General features: G+C 72.8%; 21 protein-coding genes and 1 tRNA gene. 6 read left to right on the forward strand and 16 right to left on the reverse strand.

Annotation, left to right across the window (positions count from 1 at the left end; genetic code table 11):
• Window positions 1–71: 71 nt before the first annotated feature.
• From ACFZDI_RS17335 to ACFZDI_RS17355, 5 genes are all read right to left on the reverse strand, one after another.
• On the reverse strand, window positions 72–440 hold the full coding sequence (locus ACFZDI_RS17335) for a hypothetical protein (protein WP_234847858.1): 369 nt from the start codon (window positions 438–440) through the stop codon (window positions 72–74).
• A 456-nt stretch (window positions 441–896) separates the two neighbouring features.
• Window positions 897–2231: an AAA domain-containing protein gene (locus ACFZDI_RS17340; RefSeq protein ID WP_391251409.1), complete on the reverse strand. Its 1335-nt coding sequence runs from the start codon at window positions 2229–2231 to the stop codon at window positions 897–899.
• Window positions 2228–3820 (reverse strand): hypothetical protein, encoded by a 1593-nt coding sequence (locus tag ACFZDI_RS17345; RefSeq protein ID WP_391251411.1) that lies wholly within the window; start codon window positions 3818–3820, stop codon window positions 2228–2230. Before ACFZDI_RS17345 ends, ACFZDI_RS17340 begins: the two co-directional genes overlap by 4 nt.
• Complete coding sequence (locus ACFZDI_RS17350; protein WP_391251413.1) at window positions 3811–4974, reverse strand: hypothetical protein; 1164 nt, start codon at window positions 4972–4974, stop codon at window positions 3811–3813. Before ACFZDI_RS17350 ends, ACFZDI_RS17345 begins: the two co-directional genes overlap by 10 nt.
• The gene (locus ACFZDI_RS17355; protein WP_391251415.1) at window positions 4925–5935 is read right to left on the reverse strand and encodes a phosphatase PAP2 family protein; all 1011 of its coding nucleotides are present in this window, start codon (window positions 5933–5935) and stop codon (window positions 4925–4927) included. The genes ACFZDI_RS17350 and ACFZDI_RS17355 overlap by 50 nt, the downstream gene beginning before the upstream one ends.
• A 187-nt stretch (window positions 5936–6122) precedes the next feature.
• Between ACFZDI_RS17355 and ACFZDI_RS17360 the strand changes: the two genes are divergently transcribed.
• Window positions 6123–6716 (forward strand): histidine phosphatase family protein, encoded by a 594-nt coding sequence (locus tag ACFZDI_RS17360; protein ID WP_391251417.1) that lies wholly within the window; start codon window positions 6123–6125, stop codon window positions 6714–6716.
• 41 nt (window positions 6717–6757) lie between these two features.
• Here the strand turns inward: ACFZDI_RS17360 and ACFZDI_RS17365 are convergent, their stop codons facing one another.
• Window positions 6758–8209, reverse strand: a complete 1452-nt coding sequence (locus tag ACFZDI_RS17365) for a hypothetical protein (RefSeq protein WP_391251419.1) — start codon at window positions 8207–8209, stop codon at window positions 6758–6760.
• A gap of 297 nt (window positions 8210–8506) precedes the next feature.
• Between ACFZDI_RS17365 and ACFZDI_RS17370 the strand changes: the two genes are divergently transcribed.
• Together ACFZDI_RS17370 and ACFZDI_RS17375 are read left to right on the forward strand one after the other, a co-directional pair.
• On the forward strand, window positions 8507–8902 hold the full coding sequence (locus ACFZDI_RS17370; RefSeq protein WP_391251421.1) for a hypothetical protein: 396 nt from the start codon (window positions 8507–8509) through the stop codon (window positions 8900–8902).
• A 134-nt stretch (window positions 8903–9036) separates the two neighbouring features.
• Entirely contained in the window at window positions 9037–9906 is an 870-nt protein-coding gene (locus ACFZDI_RS17375; RefSeq protein ID WP_391251423.1) for a fused MFS/spermidine synthase, read from the forward strand.
• Between the two features lie 43 nt (window positions 9907–9949).
• Here ACFZDI_RS17375 and ACFZDI_RS17380 read toward each other — a convergent pair whose 3' ends face one another.
• Window positions 9950–10459, reverse strand: coding sequence for a hypothetical protein (locus ACFZDI_RS17380; protein ID WP_391251425.1), 510 nt, complete (start codon window positions 10457–10459; stop codon window positions 9950–9952).
• 131 nt (window positions 10460–10590) lie between these two features.
• On the opposite strand from ACFZDI_RS17380, the gene ACFZDI_RS17385 reads away from it, so the two are divergent.
• Window positions 10591–11289: a response regulator transcription factor gene (locus ACFZDI_RS17385; protein ID WP_361110743.1), complete on the forward strand. Its 699-nt coding sequence runs from the start codon at window positions 10591–10593 to the stop codon at window positions 11287–11289.
• A complete protein-coding gene (locus tag ACFZDI_RS17390) occupies window positions 11286–12683 on the forward strand; it encodes an ATP-binding protein (protein ID WP_391251427.1) in 1398 nt (465 codons plus the stop codon). The genes ACFZDI_RS17385 and ACFZDI_RS17390 overlap by 4 nt, the downstream gene beginning before the upstream one ends.
• Window positions 12684–12893: 210 nt before the next feature.
• Here the strand turns inward: ACFZDI_RS17390 and ACFZDI_RS17395 are convergent, their stop codons facing one another.
• The 4 genes from ACFZDI_RS17395 to ACFZDI_RS17410 form a co-directional block, all read right to left on the reverse strand.
• Window positions 12894–14330: a GH1 family beta-glucosidase gene (locus ACFZDI_RS17395; RefSeq protein ID WP_391251429.1), complete on the reverse strand. Its 1437-nt coding sequence runs from the start codon at window positions 14328–14330 to the stop codon at window positions 12894–12896.
• A gap of 93 nt (window positions 14331–14423) precedes the next feature.
• The gene (locus ACFZDI_RS17400; protein ID WP_234847846.1) at window positions 14424–15329 is read right to left on the reverse strand and encodes a carbohydrate ABC transporter permease; all 906 of its coding nucleotides are present in this window, start codon (window positions 15327–15329) and stop codon (window positions 14424–14426) included.
• A gap of 11 nt (window positions 15330–15340) precedes the next feature.
• Window positions 15341–16351 carry an ABC transporter permease subunit gene (locus tag ACFZDI_RS17405; RefSeq protein WP_391252259.1) on the reverse strand — a complete coding sequence of 337 codons (1011 nt, stop codon included), beginning with the start codon at window positions 16349–16351 and terminating at the stop codon, window positions 15341–15343.
• Window positions 16352–16356: 5 nt separating this feature from the next.
• Entirely contained in the window at window positions 16357–17685 is a 1329-nt protein-coding gene (locus ACFZDI_RS17410) for an ABC transporter substrate-binding protein (protein WP_234847845.1), read from the reverse strand.
• Between the two features lie 410 nt (window positions 17686–18095).
• Here ACFZDI_RS17410 and ACFZDI_RS17415 point away from each other — a divergent pair, with 410 nt between their 5' ends.
• Window positions 18096–19151 (forward strand): LacI family DNA-binding transcriptional regulator, encoded by a 1056-nt coding sequence (locus ACFZDI_RS17415; protein WP_234847844.1) that lies wholly within the window; start codon window positions 18096–18098, stop codon window positions 19149–19151.
• Window positions 19152–19188: 37 nt separating this feature from the next.
• Here ACFZDI_RS17415 and ACFZDI_RS17420 read toward each other — a convergent pair whose 3' ends face one another.
• The 5 genes from ACFZDI_RS17420 to ACFZDI_RS17440 all read right to left on the reverse strand — a co-directional run bounded on the left by ACFZDI_RS17420 (window position 19189) and on the right by ACFZDI_RS17440 (window position 23325).
• Window positions 19189–20379 (reverse strand): MFS transporter, encoded by a 1191-nt coding sequence (locus tag ACFZDI_RS17420; RefSeq protein ID WP_391251432.1) that lies wholly within the window; start codon window positions 20377–20379, stop codon window positions 19189–19191.
• A gap of 100 nt (window positions 20380–20479) precedes the next feature.
• A tRNA-His gene (locus ACFZDI_RS17425) sits at window positions 20480–20552 on the reverse strand.
• 115 nt (window positions 20553–20667) lie between these two features.
• On the reverse strand, window positions 20668–21270 hold the full coding sequence (gene orn, locus ACFZDI_RS17430; protein WP_234847842.1) for an oligoribonuclease: 603 nt from the start codon (window positions 21268–21270) through the stop codon (window positions 20668–20670).
• A 104-nt stretch (window positions 21271–21374) separates the two neighbouring features.
• Complete coding sequence (locus tag ACFZDI_RS17435; protein ID WP_234847841.1) at window positions 21375–22619, reverse strand: helix-turn-helix domain-containing protein; 1245 nt, start codon at window positions 22617–22619, stop codon at window positions 21375–21377.
• A 373-nt stretch (window positions 22620–22992) separates the two neighbouring features.
• Window positions 22993–23325, reverse strand: a complete 333-nt coding sequence (locus ACFZDI_RS17440; RefSeq protein ID WP_391251434.1) for a hypothetical protein — start codon at window positions 23323–23325, stop codon at window positions 22993–22995.
• Window positions 23326–23381: the final 56 nt, after the last annotated feature.

Below are 23381 nucleotides of genomic sequence, written 5' to 3' on the forward strand. Positions count from 1 at the left end.
GAGGGGGTGGCAGGGGGTATCTTGCCCGCCTGGCATATGCCAGGTGATCGGGAAGGGGCGCGCGGCGCGTCTCAGACGGTGCCGCCGGGCCCCCGGCCCTCCACGCCGCCCCGCATCAGGTCACGCCCGAACTCGACCATCTTCTTGGCGTAGTCCTCGGTCCACTCGGCCCGCTCGGCGATGTCGGCGGTCGTCAGCCGGTCGAACTTCCGCGGATCGGCCAGCTGCGCCGCCGCCATCGCCTGGAACTCCACCGCCCGGTCCGCCGCGGCCCGGAACGCCAGCGTCAGCTCCGTCGCCCGGGCGAGCAGCGCACGGGGATCGTCGATCGACTCGAGGTCGAAGAAGTGCTCAGGGTCGGAGGCCGCCTCCGCCGGCTCGAAGAGCAGGGGCGCGGGGCGTAGCCGCGGTTCGTTCCGACGCGGCGTGGGCTCCGCCATGTCTTCTCCTCCTCGTACGTCGCGCACGGCCCTCCCGGTGGATGGGCCACCGTCCATTGTCTCGCGGGCGCGCAAGTGGGCATCGCGGTAGTGGGTACGGCTGTCACGCCACCCGGTGTTCGTCAGGGCGTCGGCGACGGGCTGCTTTCCGGCCAGATTTGCGGCCGCCAGCGCACCCGGTGCTTCGCCAGGTGCGCCAGGACCGCGTGGTTGGCCTCCCAGCCGTCCGGGCTGTGTTCATCGGCCGCCTCCGGCGGCGCCCGGCCTCCGGCCGGTGGGGGGTGGGGCGGGCGCGGGTGGGGGCGGGGGCACGGTTCACGGCCGCCAGCGCACCCGGTGCTTCGCCAGGTGCGCCAGGACGGCGTGATCGGCTTCCCAGCCGTCCGGGCTGTGTTCATCGGCCGCCTCCGGCGGCGCCCGGCCTCCGGCCGGTGGGGGTGGGTGCGGGGGGACGGTTCACGGCCGCCAGCGCACCCGGTGCTTCGCCAGGTGCGCCAGGACCGCGTGGTTGGCCTCCCAGCCGTCCGGGAACTTCACCACCGTCCCGAGCTGGACCGGCTCCGTCGACGGGTAGTCGTCCAGGAGGTCGGTCACTCCCGCTCGGCAGACCACGATGCAGGCGTGCCGGTGGCGGGAGGCCAGGACGCACAGGCGGCCCGTCTCCAGGTGGAAGGCCGTGGCGTCGGGGCGGCCGGAGAGAGGATGCAGGACCACCGTGACGTCGTACTCGCGGCCCTGCAACCGGTTCGCCGTGTCCACGACCACGTCGGTGACGCCGAGGCCGGCCAGGGCCGCGCGGACCGCGGCCGCCTGGTCCCGGTGGGCCGTGCCGACGGCGATCCGGTCCGCCGTCAGGGGCGACGGGGCCGAGGAGCGCTCCGAGGTCGCGGCGCCCGCCCGGTCCAGCAGACGCCGTACGACCACGGCCACCGCCCCGACCGCCTCCGGGTCCGTGCGCGGCGTGTGCCGGGCGGGCAGCTCCAGCAGGCCCCAGCCCGACTCGGCCGCCTCGTCGATCACCCGGTCGGGGCCCGAGCCGTCCGACGGCACGCCGAAGGCCAGGGTCCGGTCGCCGGGGCCGGTGCCGCTGCGGAACGGCGTATAGGGGTAGAACGCGTCCGAGACCAGGGGCGCCGCGGAGGCCGGGAGCCGCCAGGACACCGGCAGCCGGTGCTGGGGCAGGTCCGGGTTGTGCGCCAGCAGGGTCGTCACCGCCGAGGCCGACGGGTCGTACGCCAGGCCCGCCCACTGCTCGCTGCCCACGACCGCGAACGGGTCGAGCTGCCCCGGGTCGCCCACGAACAGCGCCCGCTCGAACAGCCCGGCCACGGCGAGCAGGGCGTCCGAGCGCATCTGGTACGCCTCGTCGACGATCGCGTGCCGCCAGGGCTCGTCGACCTTGACGTGCGCCCACTTCGCCGCCGTCGAGATCACCACCGCGAGCCCCGCGAGGTCGGCCGCCTTGGCGGACGTGCGGACGTTCTCCAGACCGTCGAGCGCCTTGTCGTACGGGTCGGAGTCGCTGCTGTGCAGCCGCCCCACCGGCAGTTCGGGGTTCTTCTCGGCGAGCCGCAGGACCAGGTCGTCGACCTGGGCGTTGGTCTGCGCGACGACCATCAGCGGGTGACCCGCCTCCGCCAGCTCCAGGGCCGCCCGGACCACCAGGGTCGACTTGCCCGCGCCCGGCGGGGAGTCCACGACGACACCGCGGGCGGTGCCGTGCAGCGTGTCGTGCAGGATCGCCTCGGTGGCCTGCGCCGCGGCGGCCGAGGGGTCGAACACCGTGGTCACAGCACATCCTCCTCGGTCACCGGGTCGGCGGCCTCCAGGGTCGCCTCACCCGGCGGCCCGCCGTGCGTCCATGGCGTCTGCTCCGGGTCGGGCAGCTTCGCGCCGCCCCGCTGCTCGTGCTCGAACAGCGTGAAGCAGACCCGGTCGCCCTTCTCCGGCACCGAACCCGGTTCGGGCTCCTTGCCGCGCCCCATCTTGTCGAGCACCCGCAGCACCACGACCGCGCCGTCCTCCTCGGCCGTGACGAACTCCGCCGACTGCGGCTTCCCGCCCAGCGACCGGTACACCTTCGTGCGCTCACCGAGATGCGGCCGGTCGTCCGTGCGGACCGTGACCAGGGGGCGCGGGCTCGGCCGCTTGCCGTCGCTGTACGCCATCACGACATCGGTGACCTCACCCGCGAACGCCTCCCCGGACAGCCGCCGGCCCGCCATCACCAGCGGATCGTCGAGGGCCTCCTGCGCCTCCAGCCGGGCCTGCTCGCGCTCGCGCGTGGCGAGCTTGTTGGCCGCGGTGACCGCGTCGTCGCGGCGCGGCTGCGGGGGCTCACCGGCCAGGACGCGGTCGCGGTGGCCGGTGAACGACCAGCGGTCGCGGGTCCACCGCTCCTCGACCCGCGCCCCCTCCGGCAGCTCGCGCAGCAGGTCCAGGCCCCGCCAGACCGCGTCCCAGGTGGGCCGGGTGCGGCTGAGCACCAGGGCCCGGATCTCCCGCTCGGCGGCGGTCAGCGCACCGAGCCGGTCGTCCGCCTCCGTGCCGTCCTCGGCGGAGGCGAGAGCCGTGCGGGCCCGGTCGTAGCGCTCGATGGCCGGGGCGAGCAGCTTGTTGTCGAACGCCGGGTCGGTGGCCGGACCGGCCGGGGGACAGGTCAGCTGGCCCTGGGCGTCCCGTTCCAGCTCGGCCCGCAACGCGGCCTCGGCGCCGGTGGTGCCCTCCGGCGGGTCGATCCAGGCGAGCAGTGCCCCCAGATGCTGGTCCTCCAGGGTGGACTGCCCCGTCACCCAGTGCCGGCCCAGGGCGTCGGTCATCGCCAGCAGCAGCGAGGAGCCGGGCACCCGGGCCCGCTCCCCGAAGTGCGTCAGCCACCGCCCGAGCAGCGGCACCCGCGGCGGCGCCGGGTAGGGGGCCTCCGGATCCTGCTCCGCCGTACGCCGGAACCGCATCGAGCGCCCGAGCAGCCGCACCAGGTCGATGCCCGCCCGGCTCGGCACGATCAGCTGCGGCGCGTCCGCGCACAGCTCGACCTCGACCTTGACGCGCTTGCCGGTCTCCGGGTCGGTCTCGGTGCGCTCGGCGGCCTCCACGGTCTCGGCGTAGGAGTCGACGTAGGGCAGCACGACGTCGGCCAGCTCGGCCAGGAACGCGAACCTCAGGTCGCGGTCACGGGGCTGCGGGACGACCAGCAGACGCGGCGCGTCCCGGTCGGTGCCGACCAGCGCGCCCAGCGGGGCGCCGGCCTCACCGGCGGTGGTCAGCGGCACGAACACCAGCGGACGGTCGCCGAGATGCCGGTGCCGGACGGTGGCGGAGGGCTGGGCGCGGCCCGTGCTGACGGCTTCGAGGCGGGCGAGGGTGGAGATCAGCGACACGCCGCCTCCAGCGCCTCGGCACGCAGGGCGGCCGCCCGCCGCAGCGCCGCCACGGCCGGGTCGTCGGGATCGCCCGCCTCACCGCGCGCGGCGGCCAGGACGTCCTCCACGGTCGTGAGGCCGCCCAGCTCCGCCCGCACCGGGCGCCCGAGGGAGGTCACCGCGCCCGCCTCGCGGGACCGGCTGCGGCAGTGGAAGGCCAGCTCGCACGCCGACAGGCACTCGGGCGCGTAGGTCGCCGGGACCGACTCCACGGCCTCCGCCAGTGCTTCGGCGGGCAGCTCGGGCGAGAAGCAGGTGCCCTCGGGCAGCGCGTCGGCGATGTCCTCGATGCGGGTCAGCCGGGCCAGCTGGCGGGCCGTCACCGCCCGCTGCTTGCGGATGTCGACGGCGGACGCGGCCGGCTGATTGGAGAAGTCCCTGGGACACACCAGCAGGATCCGGTGCCGCACGCGCGGTGCGGACACGGAAGTCCCCTCGGCACCGGCGTCGCCCTCCGGCTCCGCGTCGAGCCGGGCGGCGAGCTCCTCCAGCGCCAGGACGTACACCGCCGCCTGCCGGGCCGCGGCCCCGACCTTCGCCGGATCGGCCGAACCGTCCAGCAGGGGGAAGGACTTGATCTCCACGACCGTCCAGCTGCCGTCCGGGTGGACCACCACCGCGTCGGGCTCCAGGAACGCGGGGGAGCCCGCGACGTCCAGCGCGAGCATCGGGTGGTCGAGCAGCGTCCATACGCCCGGGTGCGCTGCGGCCTCCCGCAGCTCCAGCTCCGTACGGGCCGTGCGCCCCCGGGGGCCGGTCGCCGTCAGGTCGGGCACCCGCGCGCCGACGGGCGGCTCGGCGGACCGGTCGAGCCTGTCGTGCACCAGCCGCAGCAGCTCCGCCCCGCCGTCGGCCTTGACCTTCGCCTCGAAGGCGTTGCCCCGGGTGAGCGCGAACTGCGACTGCCCGAAGGCCGACGGCGAGCCCAGCGCGCTCGCCAGCGCCGCCTTGTTCACCCCGGCGCCGTCGAGGATCGCGCGCCGCGCACAGCCGGGGTTGGCGGCCAGCGCCGCCAGGGCGCGCGCGTCCAGTGCCTTCGCGGGTACGTCGGGGCCGCGCAGCTCAGCGAGCCGCTGCCGGAGCGCCGTCCCCCGCGTCCTTGGGGGAGGCACCCGGTTCGGCTCCCGCTCCGAGCCGCGACTCGCGCTGCCGTGGAATTCGCTCACCCGCGGAAGTCTGGCATCCGGCACTGACAATCGAGGAACCTGCGGCGGGAGAGGCGGCGGCGGAGCCGGCGGGAGACGTGGCCGGGAGGTCGGCGGCGAGGCCGGCCGGAGCGCCCGCCGCGACCGGTGCCGGCCGTACGAACCGCGCCTTGGCCCGGTCCGCGGTGCGCATCACGAGCGGCGCCAGCAGCAGCCCGGCGCCCATGACGGCCGCGCCCGCGACCGCGTCGAGGAAGTAGTGGTTGGCGGTGCCCATGACCACGATCGTCGTGATCAGCGGGTAGGCGACGGCGGCCACCTTCGTCAGGCGCGTACCGCCGAAGCGCCACAGCATCACGCCGCACCACAGGGACCAGCCCACGTGCAGGCTCGGCATCGCCGCGTACTGGTTGGTCATGTTCCCCATGCCGCGCGGCGCGCTCGCCGCGCCTCCCCACCAGCCGTAGGAGCTGTACTGGGCCATCGTGTCCACGAAGCCGTGGCTCGCGTCGAGGAGCCGGGGCGGGCAGGTCGGCAGCAGGGTGAAGCCGATCAGACCGATGAGGGTGGACGTCATGAGCCAGGTGCGCGCGGCGCGGTAGCGCACGGCCCGGGAGCGGAACAGCCACACCAGCACCGCCGGGGTGACCAGGTAGTGCAGCGACGCGTACCAGAAGTCGGCGGGTATGCCTATCCAGGCCTCGCGCGTGAAGAGGCGGTTGAGCGGGTGCTCGAAGTTGAGATACAGCGCCTTCTCGAAGCGCAGGATCGTCAGACCGTTGTCGACGGCGCCGGAGACGTCGCCGCGGGCGAGGAGCCGGCCGGCCGAGTAGCACGCGTACACCAGCAGGATCAGCGGCAGCTCGGTCCACCAGCGCAGCCTGGACGCGGGGGCAGCCTCGGTGCCCGGTGTATCGGTGTGCGGCATCCGATCGTCCTCCCCCTTCGTCATCACGCGTAACCCGTTCGGCCGTGTCACTTTACGGTGTGGGCGCGCGTCAGGGGGCGCGCCTCCGGCCCTCGAAGACGCAGGGATCGCCCCCCGGGTTGCCCGCGACGGGCGTGCGCGATGATGGGGGTGTTCCCCTTGCGTTGTTCTTCCGGAAAGGTTCCCCATGGCCGCGCGCATCCTGCTGGCCCGCCACGGACAGACCGAGTGGTCCCTGTCCGGGAAGCACACGGGCAGGACCGACGTGCCACTTCTGGAGGAGGGCCGGCGCGGCGCCAAACTGCTCGGCGAGCGCCTGCACCGGGCGCCGTACGAGGGCCTCGACGGCGTCGAGGTGCGGACCAGCCCGCTGGCACGCGCGCGGGAGACCTGCGAGATCGCCGGCTTCGGTGACCGCGCGCGCACCTGGGACGCGCTGCTGGAGTGGGACTACGGGGCGTACGAGGGGATGACCCCCGCGGACATCCAGGCCGTCCGGCCCGGCTGGCTGATCTGGCGCGACGGCGTGCCGGGCGGGGAGTCGCTCGCCGAGGTCACGGCCCGGGCCGACGAGGTGGTTTCCTGGGCCCGCTCCGAGGACCGCGACGTCCTGCTCTTCGCCCACGGGCACATCCTGCGCTCCATCGGGGCGCGCTGGCTCGGCCTCCCGATCGACTTCGCGGCCCGGATACGGCTGAACCCCACGTCGCTGTCGGTGCTGGGCTGGGCCTACGGAGAACCGGCGATCGAGAGCTGGAACGACCTGGGGCACCTCGCCTAGGCGGCGTCGCGGGGCAGGACGGTGCGGACACGGCTCAGGTCTCACGCCCTGCGCGGCGTCGAGGCGTGCCGGTCCAGGAACGCCGACACCCCGCAGGCCCGGCGGTGCGGCAGCAGCACCCGGGCCGTCGCCGCCAGCATGGTCTGCACACGGGACGACTGGACCTCCTCCAGCAGGTCCAGCACCCGCATCCCCGCCACCGCCGCCTCGTCCGGCCGGCCCCCGCGCGCGAGGTCGTCGGCCAGCTCCGCCGTGTACAGGGCGATGTTCCGCGTGAAGTGCGGGTCCTGCAGCTCGGCCGCCCGGCGCGCGTGCCGTGCCGCCCGGGGCCAGTCCCCGAGCGTGGACCAGCACTGCGCCTCCAGGCCCTCCAGTTCGGCCTCGCCGTAGAAGCTCATCCACTCCGGGTCGGCGTCCGACGGGCCCCGTTCGAAGAAGGCCTGCGCCCGGGCCAGTGCCTGTTCGCAGCCGACGCGGTCGGCGAGTCCGGCCCAGCCGCCCGCCTCGCGCAGCGCGAGCAGCGACATCAGCCGCGCCGAGCCCACGGGCCGGGCGACGCGCTGCGCGGCCTGGGCCGCCCGGACCGCCTCGCGCGGCCGGCCGGCGTCACGCGCCAGGAACGCCGTGTTGCAGAAGGCGTGCGCCTCCAGACCCGGGTCCCCGGTCATCCGGGCCGTCGCCAGCGCCTCCGCGTAGTGCGAGCGGGCGTCGTCGAAGCGCCCGGAGTCGTGGGCCAGCCAGCCCACGGAGATGGCCAGTTCACCGGCGCCCGAATAGAGCCGGTCCGCCGTCGTCTGCCGGGTCGCGCCGGCGTCGAGCAGGGCGTAGGCGGCACGCAGCGGGGCGGCGGCGCGCCGGTAGAGGCCGTCGGCCCCGTGCCGGTCGTCGAGCAGCCTGATCCGGCGGACGGCTTCTTCCAGGGCCCCCGCGTCGCTCGCCCCGGCGCGGCGCGCGGGGCGCTGCGCCGCCGCGGCGTCGAGGGCGAGGCCGACGGGCCCCAGTGAGGCGGCGGCCACCGTGGCGCCTCCGCCGGTCATGAACGCGCGACGTAGCACGTCGCTCTCCTCGTAGGTGTCGTGCGGGTGGTACGGGTCGTACGGGTTCCGCGTTTCATACGGCTCGCACGCCCTGCTGGCCTCACTCGTGGCTTTCGCCGGGTTCACGGTGCGCGGCAGGGGCGCGTCCTCGGCGTCGCGCGCCCGGCGTCCGCGTACGGACGAGCGGGGGGCGAACCCCAGGTCGGTCAGCGTGCGGCCGGGGAACATGTGCAGGAACACCCGTTCGTACGCGTAGTTGGGACAGCGGATCTCGCCCGCTTCGACCCGGCCGATGTAGCGCGCGTCACAGCTGACCTGCTCGCCGATCTCGAGCCCGGCGCGCCGGATCGCCGCGGCGAACTCGGCCGGCGAGCGCTGTCCGCGCAACCGCCGGAAGACGAGATTCGGCCGTGGCGGCCGGTTGGGTTGAGACGAGGTCACCGTTGACGACGCCATGGCCGGGTCCTCCCGTGCGAACCGTCGAACCATGCCGGATATGGGGCGACTTGTGGTGATTTGACCACAGGATCTACCTCGTGTCCGGCGAGCAAGAACGTACCTGCTGTGATGGAGTCGCCACGCTGGGTTTGGCTACAAACCGGATATCTCATCCCTGATCTGCCATGAAGTGCCATCCTTTGCGGCTGACTTCCGCCGTAGCCGTTGACGCCGAGCCGCGTTGAACCTCGCGGACCGGGAGGCCCCCGACTCCCGACCGCTCGTTCAAGCAGGGGTTCTCGTGGTGGAGGCCGGATGGAGACCAGCCGGATCAACGATCCTCGTACGCCGCCGATTACACCGGCGGCCGGCTGCGATGTGGTGACGGTGCCGGCGCGGCACGGGCTGGAGGCGGTCGACATCCTGCGCCGCGGACCGGCGGACGCGGTGGGACCCGTCCTGCACGACGGCGGCGGCGACACCCTGGGCTTCCTCGTGCCGCCGGGGACGGCCGCCGCGTGGGACGTGCCGGGAAGCACCTGCACGGAAACCGGCGGAAGCGGACAGGCCCTGGCGCCCGAGCCGCCCGTCGCGGGCTCGGACTGGCTGCTGCCGCCCGGCGAGGCGGACCTCGCGACCGATCCCGCGGTGCTGCGCGAGGCCCTGGGGGAGGCCGCCCGGATGATCAGGGCGGCGGACAGCTGCCGCTGAGCCCGCGCCCCGTCCCTGCGACGGCTGCCGCTGAGCCCGCGCCCCGCCCCTGCGACGGCTGCCGCTGAGGCCCCTCTTCCGCCGGGCGGCAGGAGCGTACGCGGCGCTTAACAGACCACCCCGATAATGACCCCATGGGAAAGTCCAAGGGCGGCCGACGCAGACAGGCCGGTGCCGAGCCCGTCGTGGAGAGCGTCGACGGCGGCCTCGCCGAGCTCATCCCCGACCGTGAGCGCGCCCGGGCCTGGACCCTGGTGATCGACGGCGCCCCGCAGTCGCACGTCGACCTGGACGACCCGGCGTACCTGTCCTTCGAATACCAGCGCCGCCTCGGCCACGTGATCGACCTCGTCGCCCCGCCCGGCCGGCCCGTGCAGGCCGTGCACCTGGGCGGCGGCGCCCTCACCCTCGCCCGCTACGTCGCCGCCACCCGTCCCCGCTCCACCCAGCAGGTCGTCGAACGGGACGGCACTCTCGTCCAACTGGTGCGCCGCGAGCTGCCGTTGGACCCGAACGCGCGCATACGGGTGCGCTCCACCGACGCCCGCGCCGGCCTCGCCAAGGTGCCGGACGGCTGGGCCGACCTCGTCATCACCGACGTGTTCAGCGGCGCGCGGACCCCGGCCCACCTGACCTCCACCGAGTTCCTCGACGACGTGCGCAGGGCCCTCGGACCCGGCGGTGTCTACGCCGCCAACCTCGCCGACGGACCGCCGCTCGCCCACCTGCGCGGCCAGATCGCCACCGCCGCAGCGCGTTTCGAGCACCTCGCGCTGGTCGCGGATCCGGCGGTGCTGCGCGGCAAGCGCTTCGGCAACGCCGTCCTGGTCGCCTCCGACCGCCCCCTGCCCGTCGCCGAGCTGACCCGCCTCGCCGCCTCCGACCCGCACCCCGCCCGGGTCGAACACGGCAGGACGCTCACCGACTTCACCGGCGGGGCCGCGCCCGTCACGGACCTCGCGGCAGTGGCGTCACCGGCACCGCCCGCTTCGGTGTTCCGATGACCGGCCAGGACAGCCCCAGGGTGCCGATGGCCGCCCTCGGCACTCAGTAGGTCCCGATCTCCACCCGCGGCGGCCCGTCGTGCCAGGTGCAGAACACCGACACCCGGTCCGCGCCCGAGGAGAACTCCACGCGGATCCACGACTCCGTCTTCCACACCTGCATCGACCAGCCCGCCCCCGGCGTAGCGGAGACCAGCGAAGCGGAGGTCCTGCCGAGGTCGAAGACCGCCCGGCCGCCGTCGGTGTCGTAGCTCTTGACCCGGCCGGAGGTGGCGAGGGCCGTGCCGGGCGATGGTGTGGGGGCGGAACTCGGCTTCCCGGACGCCGGAGGCGTGCCGGGCTGCCGCCGCCTCGGCGGAGACGTCCGTTCCGACGGTGAGGCGGGCGCCTTCGGCTCCCGCGTGGACGGCGCGTCGGCGGCCTTGACGGGCAGGGCGCGCGGCGGGTCGTAGGCCGTTCCCGCCATCACCGTGTGGACACCCCACCACGACAGCGTGACCGCCGCGCCCGTGGCGAGCAGCCATGCCAGTACGTGTACGAGTCCTCTGCGCATCGCGGGCCATACTGCCTCACGCGCCCCACGTGTCGCCCGCAAACGCACTCCCTCAGGGGCGAGTTGTCCACGGCCGGGGAGTTGTCCACAGCCCCGCACCCGGCTGTTCGAGATGGCGTACGGTGCGGCGCATGGCAAGTGTGCTCGTGGTCGAGGACGACCAGTTCGTACGTTCCGCGCTGATCCGGCACCTGACCGACGCCTCGCACACGGTGCGCAGTGTCGGGACGGCGCTGGAGGCGCTGCGCGAGGTCGCCCATGTCCGCTTCGACGTGGTGATCCTGGACCTCGGACTGCCCGATCTCGACGGGTCCGAGGCCCTGAAGATGCTGCGCGGGATCACGGACGTCCCGGTGATCGTCGCCACCGCCCGGGACGACGAGACGGAGATCGTCCGGCTGCTCAACGCCGGGGCGGACGACTACCTGACCAAGCCCTTCTCCGTCGAGCACCTCTCGGCCCGCATGGCGGCCGTGCTGCGCCGTGCCCGCTCCGGCGCCGCCGACGCCGAGCCGTCCCCCGCGATCCGCGTCGGCGGCCTGACCGTCGACCCGCTGCGCCGCCAGGCCGAGCTGGACGGCACCCGACTCGACCTGACCCGCCGCGAGTTCGACCTGCTCGCCTTCCTGGCCCGCCGGCCCGGCGTCGTCGTCCCCCGCAAGGAACTGCTCGCCGAGGTGTGGCAGCAGTCCTACGGTGACGACCAGACCATCGACGTCCATCTGTCCTGGCTGCGCCGGAAACTGGGCGAGACGGCGGCCAACCCGCGCTATCTGCACACCCTCCGGGGCGTCGGTGTGAAGCTCGAACCCCCGGGGGCGCCGCGATGAGGTGGGCCCTGGTCAAGGTGTCGCTGGCGGTGACCACCATGGTCGTGGTCGCCTTCGCCGTACCGCTCGGACTCGTCATCCGCGAGATGGCCCGCGACCGTGCCTTCTCCAACGCCGAGCGGGAGGCCGCGGCGGTCGCCCCCGCCCTGTCCATCACCACCGACCGCGACCAGCTCGAACGCGTCGTCGCCTCCGCCGGTTCCGACGCCGGAATGGCCGTGCACCTGCCCGCGGGAGACGGCCGGGCCGCCCTCGAACTGGGGCGCCGCCGCGCCGCCGACGAGGACATCGCGGCCGTGCGCGAGCTGGGCCGCGCCTCCACCACCGGCGTCACCGGCGGCTGGACCCTGCTCCAGCCGGTCGCCCTCAGCACCGGCCGGATCGCGGTCGTCGAGGTGTACGTGCCGGAGTCCGACGTCACCAACGGCGTCGGGACCGCCTGGGCGGTGCTCGCCGGGGTCGGGGTGGCGCTGATCCTCGGCTCGGTCGCGGTCGCCGACCGGCTGGGCGTCCGCATGGTCCGCCCCGCGCGGCGCCTGGCCGAGGGGGCGCACGACCTCGGGGAGGGCCGGCTGGGCGCCCGCGTGCCCGAGGACGGCCCGAGCGAACTGCGCCTCGCGGCGGCCGCGTTCAACTCGATGGCCGACCAGGTCGTCCAGCTCCTGGCGAACGAGCGGGAGCTGGCGGCCGACCTGTCCCACCGGCTGCGCACGCCCCTGACCGTGCTGCGGCTCAACACCGCCTCGCTCGGTGAGGGACCGGCCGCCGACCAGACCCGGACCGCGGTCGAGCAGCTGGAGCGCGAGGTCGACACCATCATCCGCACGGCCCGGGAGGCCAAGCCGCAGACGGCGGCGGCCGGGCCGGGTGCGGGCTGTGACGCCGCCGAGGTGGTCCGGGAGAGGATGGCGTTCTGGTCGGCGCTCGCCGAGGACGAGGGCCGCAAGTGGCGGGTGGCCGGGGCCGACCGGTCGGTGCGCATACCCGTGGCCCGCGCCGACCTGGCCGCCGCGCTCGACGCACTCCTCGGGAACGTCTTCCGGCACACCGCCGAGGGCACCGCCTTCGCGGTCGACGTGCACAACGGCGAGGACGCGGTGATCGTCCTGGTCTCCGACGCGGGCCCCGGCATACCCGACCCGGAGGCGGCGATGGCGCGCGGCCGCGGCTCCGGGAACGACGGCTCGACCGGGCTCGGCCTGGACATCGTGCGCCGCCTCGCGGAGTCCACCGGCGGGGACGTACGGATCGGCTCCTCGGTGCTCGGCGGGACCGAGGTGCGGATCTGGATCCAGCTGGACGGCCGCGCCCCGGCCGGCGGCGGACACCGGCAGCCGCGGCGCCGCCGTCCCGGCAGGCTCGCCGCCGTGTACAACCGCGCCCGCTCCCGCTGAGCCCTCCCGACCTCACGTCGCCCGCTCACCCCGATCCCCACCCTGATCGTGTACTTCGCACTCCCGCGCCAGTTCGTCAGCGGCCTCACCCTGGGCGCCAACAAGGGCTGATCCGGCTGACGGTCTGCCAGGGGCAGACGTCGCCGAGGCGCGGCCGGGGCGCGGCACTCCCCTGAGCGTGCCGCGCCCCGGATCCCCGTCCCCCGCCGGTCAGACCGCCTCGACCTCCGGCAGCGTCCCGGTCCGGGCCGCCCGGCCGTACCACCGGGCGCTCGTCTTCGGCGTGCGTTCCAGCGTCGCGTAGTCCACGTACACCGCGCCGAAGCGCTTGCCGTAGCCGTACGCCCACTCGAAGTTGTCCATCAGCGACCACAGGTAGTAGCCCCGGACATCCGCGCCGTCGGCGATGGCACGGCGGACCGCCGACAGGTGGCCGTGCAGGTAGGCGACCCGCTCCGGGTCGTGCACCCGGCCGTCCGAGTCGATCTTGTCGTCGTAGGCCGCGCCGTTCTCCGTGATGTACAGCGGCAGCCCCGGCGCCTCACGCGTGTAGCGCATGATCAGCTCGTGCAGGCCCGTCGGGTCGATCGTCCAGCCCATCTCCGTGCGGTCGCCGGGCGTCTGGTGGAACGCCACGTCGTCCGCGGCCGGCCACGGCGAGTGGTCGCTCGCCCCGTGACCGTCGGCGCGCGGCGCCTTCGCCGACACGTCCGCCGCCGAGACGAGCGAGGGCGTGTAGTAGTTGAGCCCCAGCGCGTCCAACGGCTGGTTGATCAGCTCCAGGTCGCCGTCGAGGACGAAGCCCCAGTCCGTGAGGCCCGCCGTCGCCACGTACAGCGACTGCGGGTACGCCCCGTGCAGCATCGGCCCGTGGAACACACCGTTGGCCAGGTCGTCGATCCTGCGCACCGCCTCCAGATCCGCCGGATCCTGCGAAAGCGGCCGCACCACCGAGGAATTGAGGCTCACCGCGACCGTGTTGCGGGCCGGCATCACCGACCGCAGCGCGGACGCGCCCAGCCCGTGCGCCAGATTCAGATGGTGCGCGGCACGCAGCGAGGCCGCCGGATCCGTACGGCCCGGGGCGTGCACCCCGGAGGCGTACCCCAGGAACGCGCTGCACCACGGCTCGTTGAGCGTGATCCACTGCTCCACCCGGTCGCCCAGCGCCTCCCCGGCGATCTGCGCGTACTCCGCGAACCGGTACGCCGTGTCACGCTCCGGCCAGCCCCCCGCGTCCTCCAACTCCTGCGGCAGGTCCCAGTGGTAGAGCGTGATGGCCGGCTTGATGTTCTTCGCCAGCAGTTCGTCCACCAGCCGACGGTAGAAGTCCAGACCCTTCTGCACGGCGGGGCCCCGGCCGGTCGGCTGCACCCGCGACCACGACATGGAGAAGCGGTAGGCGCCCAGGCCCAGCTCCGCCATCAACGCCACGTCGTCGCGGTAGCGGTGGTAGTGGTCGACAGCGATGTCACCGTGGTCGCCGCCGACGGTCTTGCCCGGCGTGTGGCTGAAGGTGTCCCAGATCGACGGCGTCCGGCCGTCCTCCCGCACCGCACCCTCGATCTGGTACGCGGACGTCGCCGCGCCCCACAGGAAGGCGGGCGGGAAGGTCACCGGAGTGGCCGGGTTCTCGGAGTCAGGCATGGAAGCGCTCCCAAAAGGGGTCGTGTGGACCGACGAGCGGATGGGGGGAAAGGGGCCGAGGCGGCAATGGCTCGGCCCCCGGGAAAGCAGGGCTCAGCCCTTGACGGCGCCCTGCATGATGCCGCCCACGATCTGCTTGCCGAAGATCGCGAAGACCAGCAGCAGCGGCAGCGTGCCCAGCAGCGCGCCCGCCATGATCAGGGACTGGTCGGGGGTGTAGCCGCGGCCCAGACCCGCGACCGCGACCTGCACGGTCGGGTTTCCCATCTGGGTCAGCACCAGGAAAGGCCACATGAAGTCGTTCCACGTCTGCACGAACGTCAGCATCCCGAGCACGGCCATCGCCGGCCGGGCCGCCGGGAACACCACGTGCCACACCACACGCCAGCTGCTCGCGCCGTCCACGCGGGCGGCCTCGATGATCTCGTCCGGCAGCGCCTGGATCAGGTACTGCCGCATGAAGAACACACCGAACGCACTCACCAGCGACGGCAGGATCACCGCCTGCAACTGGTCGGTCCAGTCGAGCTTGGCGACCATCATGTACAGCGGGATCACACTCAGCTGCGGCGGCACCATCATCGTGCCGATCACGATCAGCATCAGCGCGCCACGGCCCCTGAACCGCAGCTTGGCGAAGGCGAAACCGGCGATCGTCGACAGGAAGACGATGGTCAGCGCCGACGTGCCCGCCACGATCGTGGTGTTGAAGAACGCCTCACCCAGATTGGCGTCCTTCCAGGCGATCTCCAGCTTGTCGAACAGACCCGAACCGAACCAGAACGGCGGCGGCGTCTGCGCCAGCCGCTGGTTGTCACGCGAGGCGGCGATCGCCGTCCACACCAGCGGGAACAGCGACACGAAAGTGAACACGATCAGGATCGCGTACGCGATCGGACCGCCGTGCAACTGCCCGCCCGCCCGCGCGGACTTCGGCAGCCGGGGGCGTTTGGGCGTCTCGACGGACTTGGTGTCCGGGGGCGTCACAGTCGTCGTCACGGCCACACTCCTTAACTACTGGCGCGCAGCCGGCGCGAGATGACGTAGTTGACGATGCCGATGACGATCAGCATGAGGAACATCGTCCAGGCGATCGCCGAGGCACGGCCCAGGTGCTGGGCGACCCAGCCCTGCTCGTACAGATACAGACCGAGCGTCTGGAACTGGTGCTCCGCGCCACCGGACGTGCCCTTGTTGGCGTCGAACAGCAGCGGCTCACCGAAGACCTGGCTCGCCCCGATCGTCGAGACCACACAGGTGAACAGGATCGTCGGACGCAGCGACGGCAGCGTCACATGGATGAACTGCTGCCAGCGGTTGGCCCCGTCCAGGGCGGCCGACTCGTAGAGATCCTGCGGGATCGCCTGCATCGCGGCCAGGTAGATCAGCGCGTTGTAACCGGTCCAGCGCCAGATGATGATCGACGAAACGGCGATCTGTGAGGGCCATTTGTCGTTCTGCCAGTCGACCGGGTTGATGCCGACCATGTCGAGCACCCAGTTGATCACGCCGTAGTCGCGGCCGAAGAGCAGCACGAACACCAGCGAGGCCGCGGCGATCGACGTCGCGTACGGCGCGAGCATCGCCACCCGGAAGAAGGTCGAGGCACGCAGCTTGTAGTTGAGGATGTGGGCGATGCCCATCGCCATCAGCAGCTGCGGAACCGTGGAGATGATGCCGATGGTCAGGGTGTTCTTCGCCGCGTTCCAGAAGAAGTCGTCGTCGAAGATCCGGGTGTAGTTGCGCAGCCCCACCCAGTCCATGTCGGTCGGCGCGGTCAGCTCGACCTGGTGCAGCGACGCCCAGCCCGTGTACAGCAGCGGGAACAGGCCGAACGCGACGAACAGCAGGAAGAACGGCGACACGAACGCGTACGGGCTCCAGCGGATGTCCCGCTGCCAGCGCCGGGACAACCGGTCCCGGCGCCGCCGCGCCTTCTCGGCGGCGGCGTCCTCGGGTGGGCGGCCCGGGGCCGCGCCCCCCTGCATGGGGAGCGCGGCGGTGTCGTGACGGGTGTCCATCCGGGTCACTGGTCCAGCTTGTTGTCGATGGTCTTGACCGCGGAGTTCCAGGCGTCCTTGGCGGACTTGCCCTTCGTCACCAGGATCACGCCGTTGTCCGTCAGGCCCTGCATGATGATCTGGTCCTTCGGGCCGATCACCTGGACCGGGGCGGCCTTGGCGGCCTCGGCGAAGATCGGGCCGATCTTCTGGTCACCGGTCATCTCATTCGTCGCGCCGGTCACTTCGGGCATGGCGTAGGCGGACGGGGCGCTCGGGAAGCTGGCCTGCACCTTGAACAGCTTCGCCTGCTGCTCCGGAGCGGTCAGCCAGGCCACGAACTTCTGGGCCTCCTTCACGTTCTTGCCGCTCTTCGGCACGGTCAGGAAGGTGCCACCCCAGTTGCCGCCCTTGGGCGCGGTGGCCACGGCCCACTTGCCGGCCGCGTCCGGCTTGGAGTTGCCCTTGATCGTGCCCAGCATCCACGGCGGGCAGGCGATGGCGGCGAACTTGTTGTTGGCGATCGTCGAGTTCCAGCCCGGCTGGAACTGCGTCTGCGACTGGACGAGACCCTTCTTCGCCGCGTCCGACGTCAGGTCGAAGGCCGCCTTCACGGCCGGGTTCGACTTGTAGATGATCTCGCCGGAGGAGTCGTAGAACTTCTCCTTCTCGCTGCCCAGGATCGCCTGGATCAGACCGCCGGGGGAGTCCATGAAGAAGGTGCCCTTGGGGGCCTTCGCCTTGTACCGCTCGCCGACCTCGACGAGCTTGGCCCAGTCACCCGACCACAGCTTGCCGACCTCGGCCGGGTCCGTGGGCAGACCGGCCTGCTTGAAGAGGTCCGTGCGGTAGCAGATCGCCATCGGGCCGACGTCGGTGCCGAGGCCGACCGTCTTGCCGTCCTTGGTGGTGGCCTGCTGCCACTTCCAGGGCAGCCACTTGCTCTTGTCCACGCCCGGCGCCTTGGACATGTCCTCGAGCTTGTCGGCCTGGGTGGCCGTGACCTCGGCGATGTTGGCGACTTCGACGGCCTGGACGTCCAGCAGGCCACTGTTGGTGGTCAGGTGGTTCAGCAGCGCCGGGTAGTAGTTCTCGTTGCGCTCGACGACGTTCTGCTCGATCTTGATCTTCGGATTGAGCTTCTCGTATTCGGCGTAGAGGCCGGCTTCCTTGAACCCCATGGTGCCGAACAGGCCCACCGAGATCGTGGTCTTGCCGCCGCTGTCGCCGCCCGACGAGGAACCGGAGCCGTCGTCCTTGCCGTCGTCGGCACAGCCGGCCAGCAGCCCGGCGCCCAGCGACGCGACGGCCGCGACGACCATCGCCTTGCGGGCGGTTCGGATGCGTGCTCGCATGTCGTCCTCCTGTTGCCCTGACGTGCCGACCCCCCGGCCAACTGCTGTGTCGGACCGTTTTACGCGCTTAAGGCTCGGGCGGGGAACGTGCGGGTTGTGTATGTGTCAGGTACTGTGGGAGCGCTCCCACCAGTGATGTGTTGAAGAGTCCCCGGTCGCGGCGGGGGTGTCAAGGGACCGGACAGGGAGAGATGTGTTCAGTTACCGGGCTGTTAACTGGACCCAGGACCGGACTCGGTCGGGGGCCGGGCCCATGGAATCGAGCCAGTCGGACCGCCGGTCGCACCGGGGCGTTCGGCCGAAACGGAAGACCGGGGCGGTGAGTCCTCGGCGGAGGCCGGCACGGTCGACGGGCCTGTTAAATTCCAGGCCAGTCGCAGAGTGCGGGTGTGGACGGGAAGGCGGAGCCCATGGCAACCCACGGAGCGCGGGGGCGAAGTGGTGGCCGGCCCACCCTCGAAGAGGTGGCGGCGCGCGCCGGTGTCGGCCGGGGCACCGTCTCACGGGTGATCAACGGCTCGCCCCGGGTGAGTGACGCGACCCGGGCCGCCGTCGAGGCGGCGGTCGCGGAGCTCGGCTATGTCCCCAACACCGCGGCCCGTGCCCTGGCCGCCAACCGTACGGACGCGATCGCGCTGGTCGTGCCCGAGCCGGAGACCCGGTTCTTCGCGGAGCCGTACTTCTCGGACATGCTCAAGGGTGTCGGGGCGGCGCTGTCCGACACGGAGATGCAGCTGCTGCTGATCTTCGCGGGCAGCGACCGGGAGCGCGCCCGGCTCGCCCAGTACCTGGCGGCCCACCGTGTGGACGGCGTCCTGCTGGTCTCGGTGCACGCCGACGATCCGCTGCCCGATCTGCTGGCGCAGCTGGAGATCCCGGCGGTGATCAGCGGCCCGCGCTCGGCGGCGGAGACCCTGCCCTCGGTCGACTCGGACAACTACGGCGGTGCCCGCCAGGCCGTCGAGCACCTGCTGTCCCGGGGCCGCAGCCGGGTCGCCCACATCACCGGCCGCCTCGACGTCTACGGTGCCCAGCGCCGTGTCGACGGCTACCGCGACGCCATGAGCGACGCCGGCCTCGGGGTGGACGAGGGGCTGATCGAGGCGGGGGACTTCACGGAGGAGGGCGGGCACCGGGCCATGACGGTCCTGCTGGAGCGCCACCCCGACATCGACGCGGTTTTCGCCGCCTCCGACGTCACGGCGGCCGGGGCCCGGCGGGCGCTGCGCGACGCGGGCCGCCGCATCCCGGAGGACGTGGCGCTCGTCGGCTACGACGACTCCGCCATCGCCCGCCACATGGAGCCGCCGCTCACCAGCGTCCGGCAGCCCATCGAGGAGATGGGCCGCCGGATGACAGACCTCCTGCTCACCGAGGTCGCCGACCGCCGCCCCCTGGCGTCCCGCGGCCTGGAACGCCGCCAGATGGTCCTGGCCACGGAACTGGTGTCCCGGTCGTCGTCGTGAGCGGCCTTCCGCCCACCGGCCCGTCTTTTCGCACCGCTCACACCCGAGCCGGCACCAGTCGTCGTACCAGGTACACCCCCGCCACCACGACCAGGACCGCCATGGACGCGATGAACACCAGTCCGGCGCCCTCCAGGCCGATCGGGTCGGTCAGGAGGCCGACGCCGATCACCGGGACGGAGATGCCGGCGTAGGCCACCACGAACAGGGTCGAGATCACCGCCGCGCGCTGGTCCGCGGGGGACGCCTCGGCCACGTCGGACAGGGCTCCGCGGAACGCCAGGCCCTGGCCGATCCCGCCGACGAGCGCGCTGGCGATCAGCAGGGCCATCTGGTCCCAACGCAGCGCACCGGCGAGCAGCGCGAGTCCGGCGAGGAGCCCGGCGCAGCCGAGCGGCAGGGAGCGCCGCACGCCGACCCGGCCGACCGCCAGTTGCCCGGCCGTGGAGGAGAAGAAGGCCAGCGCGACGATCAGCCCGCTCACGGCGTGGTCGGCCACGTCCAGGGACTCCACGAGGAAGGCCGGGCTGACCGAGGTGAACACCCCGAACAGGGCGAATCCGACGAAGGATGCGGTCGCGGCGGGCCCGAACACCGCCCGCACCCGCGGTGGCAGCGCGGGCCGCTGCGGTCGTACGGTGCGCAGCGGCTGCCGCTCCCGTACGGTCTCCGCGAGCCACAGCAGCACGGCGGCCGAGGCGGCGACCAGGGCGAGGTGGGTGACGAACGGCAGGTACAGCGGCCAGGGGGCGTACTGTGCGAGCAGTCCGGAGAGCAGGGGACCGCAGCCCAGCCCGCCCATGTTGGCCGCCGTCGCCACGAACGTGGCCCGGGAGGCACCGCCCGGCGGCGCGAGTTCCATGACGTACGCCGTGGCGGCCCCGGTGAACAGCCCGGCGGACAGCCCCGACAGCAGCCGCCCCGCGTACAGCCAGCCGAGGCCCCCGGCGCTGAGGAAGCAGACGGCGCTCGCCGCCGCGCACGCCAGGCCGCACAGCAGCACCGGTCGCCTGCCGACGGCGTCCGAGGCGTTGCCGACCAGCAGCAGCACAGCGATCACCGCGAAGGCGTACAGGGCGTACACCACGGTCACCGTCAGCTCGGAGAAGCCGAACTTGTCCTGGTAGAGGGGATAGAGGGGAGTCGGCAGCGTGGTGCCGGCCATGCAGACGGCGAACACCGCCCCGCCGAGCACACACGCACGCCATCCGGTCCGCCCAGCGTCCATGCCGCCGACGGTAGCCCCGGCCCGTGGACGCCACGCCGAGCGGCACGCTGAAAACGCTTCAGCCGGTGGCCTCTTTCGAGGCCACCGGCTGAAGGCTCAGGGTGAGTGACGGGACTCGAACCCGCGGCATCCTGGACCACAACCAGGTGCTCTACCAGCTGAGCTACACCCACCATGACCGGCTTGGAGATCAGTGTGGTCCCCGACCGGCCGAGAAAAAGTGTACAGGGTCCGAAGGGGTGCTCGCGCACGCCTTTCTCCGGGCCCCTCCTCGTGTCCCCGTCCTGCCTACTGACCAGGCAGGACGTGCTTCGCGGCGATCGTCCGCGCGGTGTCCGAGTCGGGGCCGGGCTGCGGGACGAACACGGCCTCGCGGTAGTACCGCAGCTCCGCGATCGACTCGCGGATGTCGGCGAGCGCGCGGTGGTTGCCGTTCTTCTGCGGGCTGTTGAAGTAGGCCCGCGGGTACCAGCGGCGCGCCAGCTCCTTGATCGAGGACACGTCGACGATCCGGTAGTGGAGGTAGTTCTCCAGCGTCGGCATGTCCCGCAGCAGGAAGCCGCGGTCGGTGCCGACGGAGTTGCCGCACAGCGGGGCCTTGCCGGGCTCCTTGACGAACTCCCGCACGTACGTCAGGACCTGGTCCTCGGCGTCCTTCAGGGTCGTCCCGGCGGCGAGCTCCTCGAGCAGCCCGGAGGCGGTGTGCATCTGACGCACCACGTCCGGCATCGTCTCCAGCGCCTGGTCCGGCGGCCGGATGACGATGTCCACGCCGTCCCCGAGCACGTTCAGCTCGGAGTCGGTCACGAGGGCGGCCACCTCGATGAGCGCGTCGTCCGACAGCGAGAGGCCGGTCATCTCGCAGTCGATCCACACCATGCGATCGTTCATGTGTCTAACCTTACGGCCCGCCGCTTCCGGCGGGGCCGCCCCTACCGCGAAAGCCGCGGGGCCCGCGGGGAGGGGTGCTCCTCGCGGGCCCCGCGGCTACCGGTTCACGGTGCGCTGCGCTGCCCGGGCAGGCTCCCCGACAGAGCCGGGGACTGGCCGACCGCGCTCGCCGCCGCCGCACGGCGGGACTGCAGCGGCACCGGGTGCTCCGGGTGGAGCGGGGCCGGTGCCTGGCCGGGCTGGCCGGGGTGCCCGGCGTGGCCCGGATGGCCCGGCATGCCGGGCCCGGGGCCGCCCGGAGCGCTCTCGGTCTCCTGCGGCCGCTCGCCCTGGGGGCGCCGGGCGCGGTAGGCCGCCCGGTACGCGGCCGGGGACGAGCCCAGCTGGCGGCGGAAGTGCCCGCGCAGGGCGACCGGCGACCGGAAGCCGCAGCGGCCGGCCACCTCGTCCACCGAGTAGTCCGACGTCTCCAGCAGGCGCTGCGCCTGGAGGACCCGCTGCGTGATCAGCCACTGCAGCGGAGCGCTCCCGGTCAGCGAGCGGAAGCGGCGGTCGAACGTACGCCTGCTCATGTACGCGCGTGCCGCCAGGGTCTCCACGTCGAACTGTTCGTGGAGGTGCTCCAGCGCCCAGGCGACGACCTCGGCGAGCGGGTCGGCGCCGATCTCCTCCGGTAAAGACCTGTCGAGGTAGCGCTCCTGCCCGCCGCTGCGGCGCGGTGGCACGACGAGTCGCCTGGCCAGGGCCCCGGCGGCCTCGTTCCCGTGGTCCGTGCGCACGATGTGCAGGCACAGGTCGATGCCCGCGGCCGTGCCCGCCGACGTGAGCACGTCGCCGTCGTCGACGAACAGCTCACGCGGGTCCACGTGCACTGACGGGTAGCGCTTGGCCAGCGTCGGTGCGTACATCCAGTGGGTCGTCGCGGGACGGCCGTCCAGCAGGCCGGCCGCCGCGAGGACGAAGGCGCCGGTGCACAGTCCGACGATGCGGGCGCCCTCCTCGTGGGCGCGGCGCAGCGCGTCGAGCGCCTCCTCCGGAGGCGGGGAAGTGATCGAACGCCAGGCCGGTACGACGACCGTGCCCGCGCGTGAGATCGCTTCCAGGCCGTGTGGTGCGGTGAGTTCGAGGCCCCCTGTGGTCCGCAGCGGGCCTTCCTCGCCTCCGCACACGAGTAGTCGGTAGCGCGGTACGCCGGCGTCCTGGCGGTCAACCCCGAACACCGACAGTGGTATGGAACTCTCGAAGATGGGGCCGCCGCTGAACAGCAGCACCGCGACGATCTCCTTGCGACGTCGCCCGGAAAGCTTCCGGGCCGCGGCTTCCGGCGCGGCAGTGGAGTCGTGGCTCATACTGCTAAGCCCCCCTCGGTGGTCGCGGCTCCTCGGTTGTGTCGCTCCTGCACGTTTCCCCTCGGTCCTGCACGAGTCCCCCGCCGTAGTCAAGATCGAATCTACTGTGTGCCGTCGTGCCGAAGTGGCCGGTATGGCCCTCGGCACATTGTCGACTTGGCAACTTGGCGTGAAGCATTCGATCACGAAGCGTTGCACTCGTGGGGCGTGCAGGGAAGTGCGCCTTGTCGCAGTGGCCAATCCACGTAGGGTGCGCAGACCCCCCGGGGTCCTTTCCGTGCAGGTCGAACGGGGGTTGGGGGGTGGTCGGGCGGGGTGATGCACAGGTATGAGAAGTTGGCTGAAAACCGCTGTGTGCGTGCGCGGAAACCGGTCAGCCGACCGGTGTATCTCCGCCGGTACGCCGTCCGCCGCGGTGCGAGCCCGTTCCGGTGCGGTGGCGCCGTCCCCGGTGCGGTGCCCGGTCCTCCGCCGCGAGGCGCGCCGCGCCGCGCTCGGACTGGCGCAGCAGGATCCGGCAGGCGCCCGTGACGGCCGCGAGCCCGAGGGCGGTGCCCGCGGCGCCGGCGAGAGAGGTGCCGTAGCCGAGGAGCACCACCGGGACGAGCAGGCAGCTGAAGGCCGCCCAGCGAACCACATCCGTCACGGTGTCCCGCGGCGGCGGGGTCGCGCGGTCCGCCTCGGCGGCGGGGCGTGGTGCGGACATGCGGGCTCCCTGTGGCGTGACTCACGGAGTTCAACGCGCGGCCCGGGCGTCGGTCA

This window comes from Streptomyces sp. NPDC007907 (assembly GCF_042959365.1).
Classification (GTDB): Bacteria; Actinomycetota; Actinomycetes; order Streptomycetales; family Streptomycetaceae; genus Streptomyces; species Streptomyces indiaensis.

Excerpts from the sequence above, each read along its gene's own strand:
- ACFZDI_RS17370 (WP_391251421.1), top strand. The coding sequence starts at position 8,507 with ATGGAGACCAGCCGGATCAACGATCCTCGTACGCCGCCGATTACACCG.
- ACFZDI_RS17390 (WP_391251427.1), top strand. The coding sequence starts at position 11,286 with ATGAGGTGGGCCCTGGTCAAGGTGTCGCTGGCGGTGACCACCATGGTC.
- orn (WP_234847842.1), bottom strand. The coding sequence starts at position 21,270 with ATGAACGATCGCATGGTGTGGATCGACTGCGAGATGACCGGCCTCTCG.
- ACFZDI_RS17420 (WP_391251432.1), bottom strand. The coding sequence starts at position 20,379 with ATGGACGCTGGGCGGACCGGATGGCGTGCGTGTGTGCTCGGCGGGGCG.
- ACFZDI_RS17415 (WP_234847844.1), top strand. The coding sequence starts at position 18,096 with ATGGCAACCCACGGAGCGCGGGGGCGAAGTGGTGGCCGGCCCACCCTC.
- ACFZDI_RS17380 (WP_391251425.1), bottom strand. The coding sequence starts at position 10,459 with ATGCGCAGAGGACTCGTACACGTACTGGCATGGCTGCTCGCCACGGGC.
- ACFZDI_RS17375 (WP_391251423.1), top strand. The coding sequence starts at position 9,037 with ATGGGAAAGTCCAAGGGCGGCCGACGCAGACAGGCCGGTGCCGAGCCC.
- ACFZDI_RS17410 (WP_234847845.1), bottom strand. The coding sequence starts at position 17,685 with ATGCGAGCACGCATCCGAACCGCCCGCAAGGCGATGGTCGTCGCGGCC.
- ACFZDI_RS17365 (WP_391251419.1), bottom strand. The coding sequence starts at position 8,209 with ATGGCGTCGTCAACGGTGACCTCGTCTCAACCCAACCGGCCGCCACGG.
- ACFZDI_RS17395 (WP_391251429.1), bottom strand. The coding sequence starts at position 14,330 with ATGCCTGACTCCGAGAACCCGGCCACTCCGGTGACCTTCCCGCCCGCC.
- ACFZDI_RS17335 (WP_234847858.1), bottom strand. The coding sequence starts at position 440 with ATGGCGGAGCCCACGCCGCGTCGGAACGAACCGCGGCTACGCCCCGCG.
- ACFZDI_RS17405 (WP_391252259.1), bottom strand. The coding sequence starts at position 16,351 with ATGGACACCCGTCACGACACCGCCGCGCTCCCCATGCAGGGGGGCGCG.
- ACFZDI_RS17355 (WP_391251415.1), bottom strand. The coding sequence starts at position 5,935 with ATGCCGCACACCGATACACCGGGCACCGAGGCTGCCCCCGCGTCCAGG.
- ACFZDI_RS17440 (WP_391251434.1), bottom strand. The coding sequence starts at position 23,325 with ATGTCCGCACCACGCCCCGCCGCCGAGGCGGACCGCGCGACCCCGCCG.
- ACFZDI_RS17360 (WP_391251417.1), top strand. The coding sequence starts at position 6,123 with ATGGCCGCGCGCATCCTGCTGGCCCGCCACGGACAGACCGAGTGGTCC.
- ACFZDI_RS17385 (WP_361110743.1), top strand. The coding sequence starts at position 10,591 with ATGGCAAGTGTGCTCGTGGTCGAGGACGACCAGTTCGTACGTTCCGCG.
- ACFZDI_RS17435 (WP_234847841.1), bottom strand. The coding sequence starts at position 22,619 with ATGAGCCACGACTCCACTGCCGCGCCGGAAGCCGCGGCCCGGAAGCTT.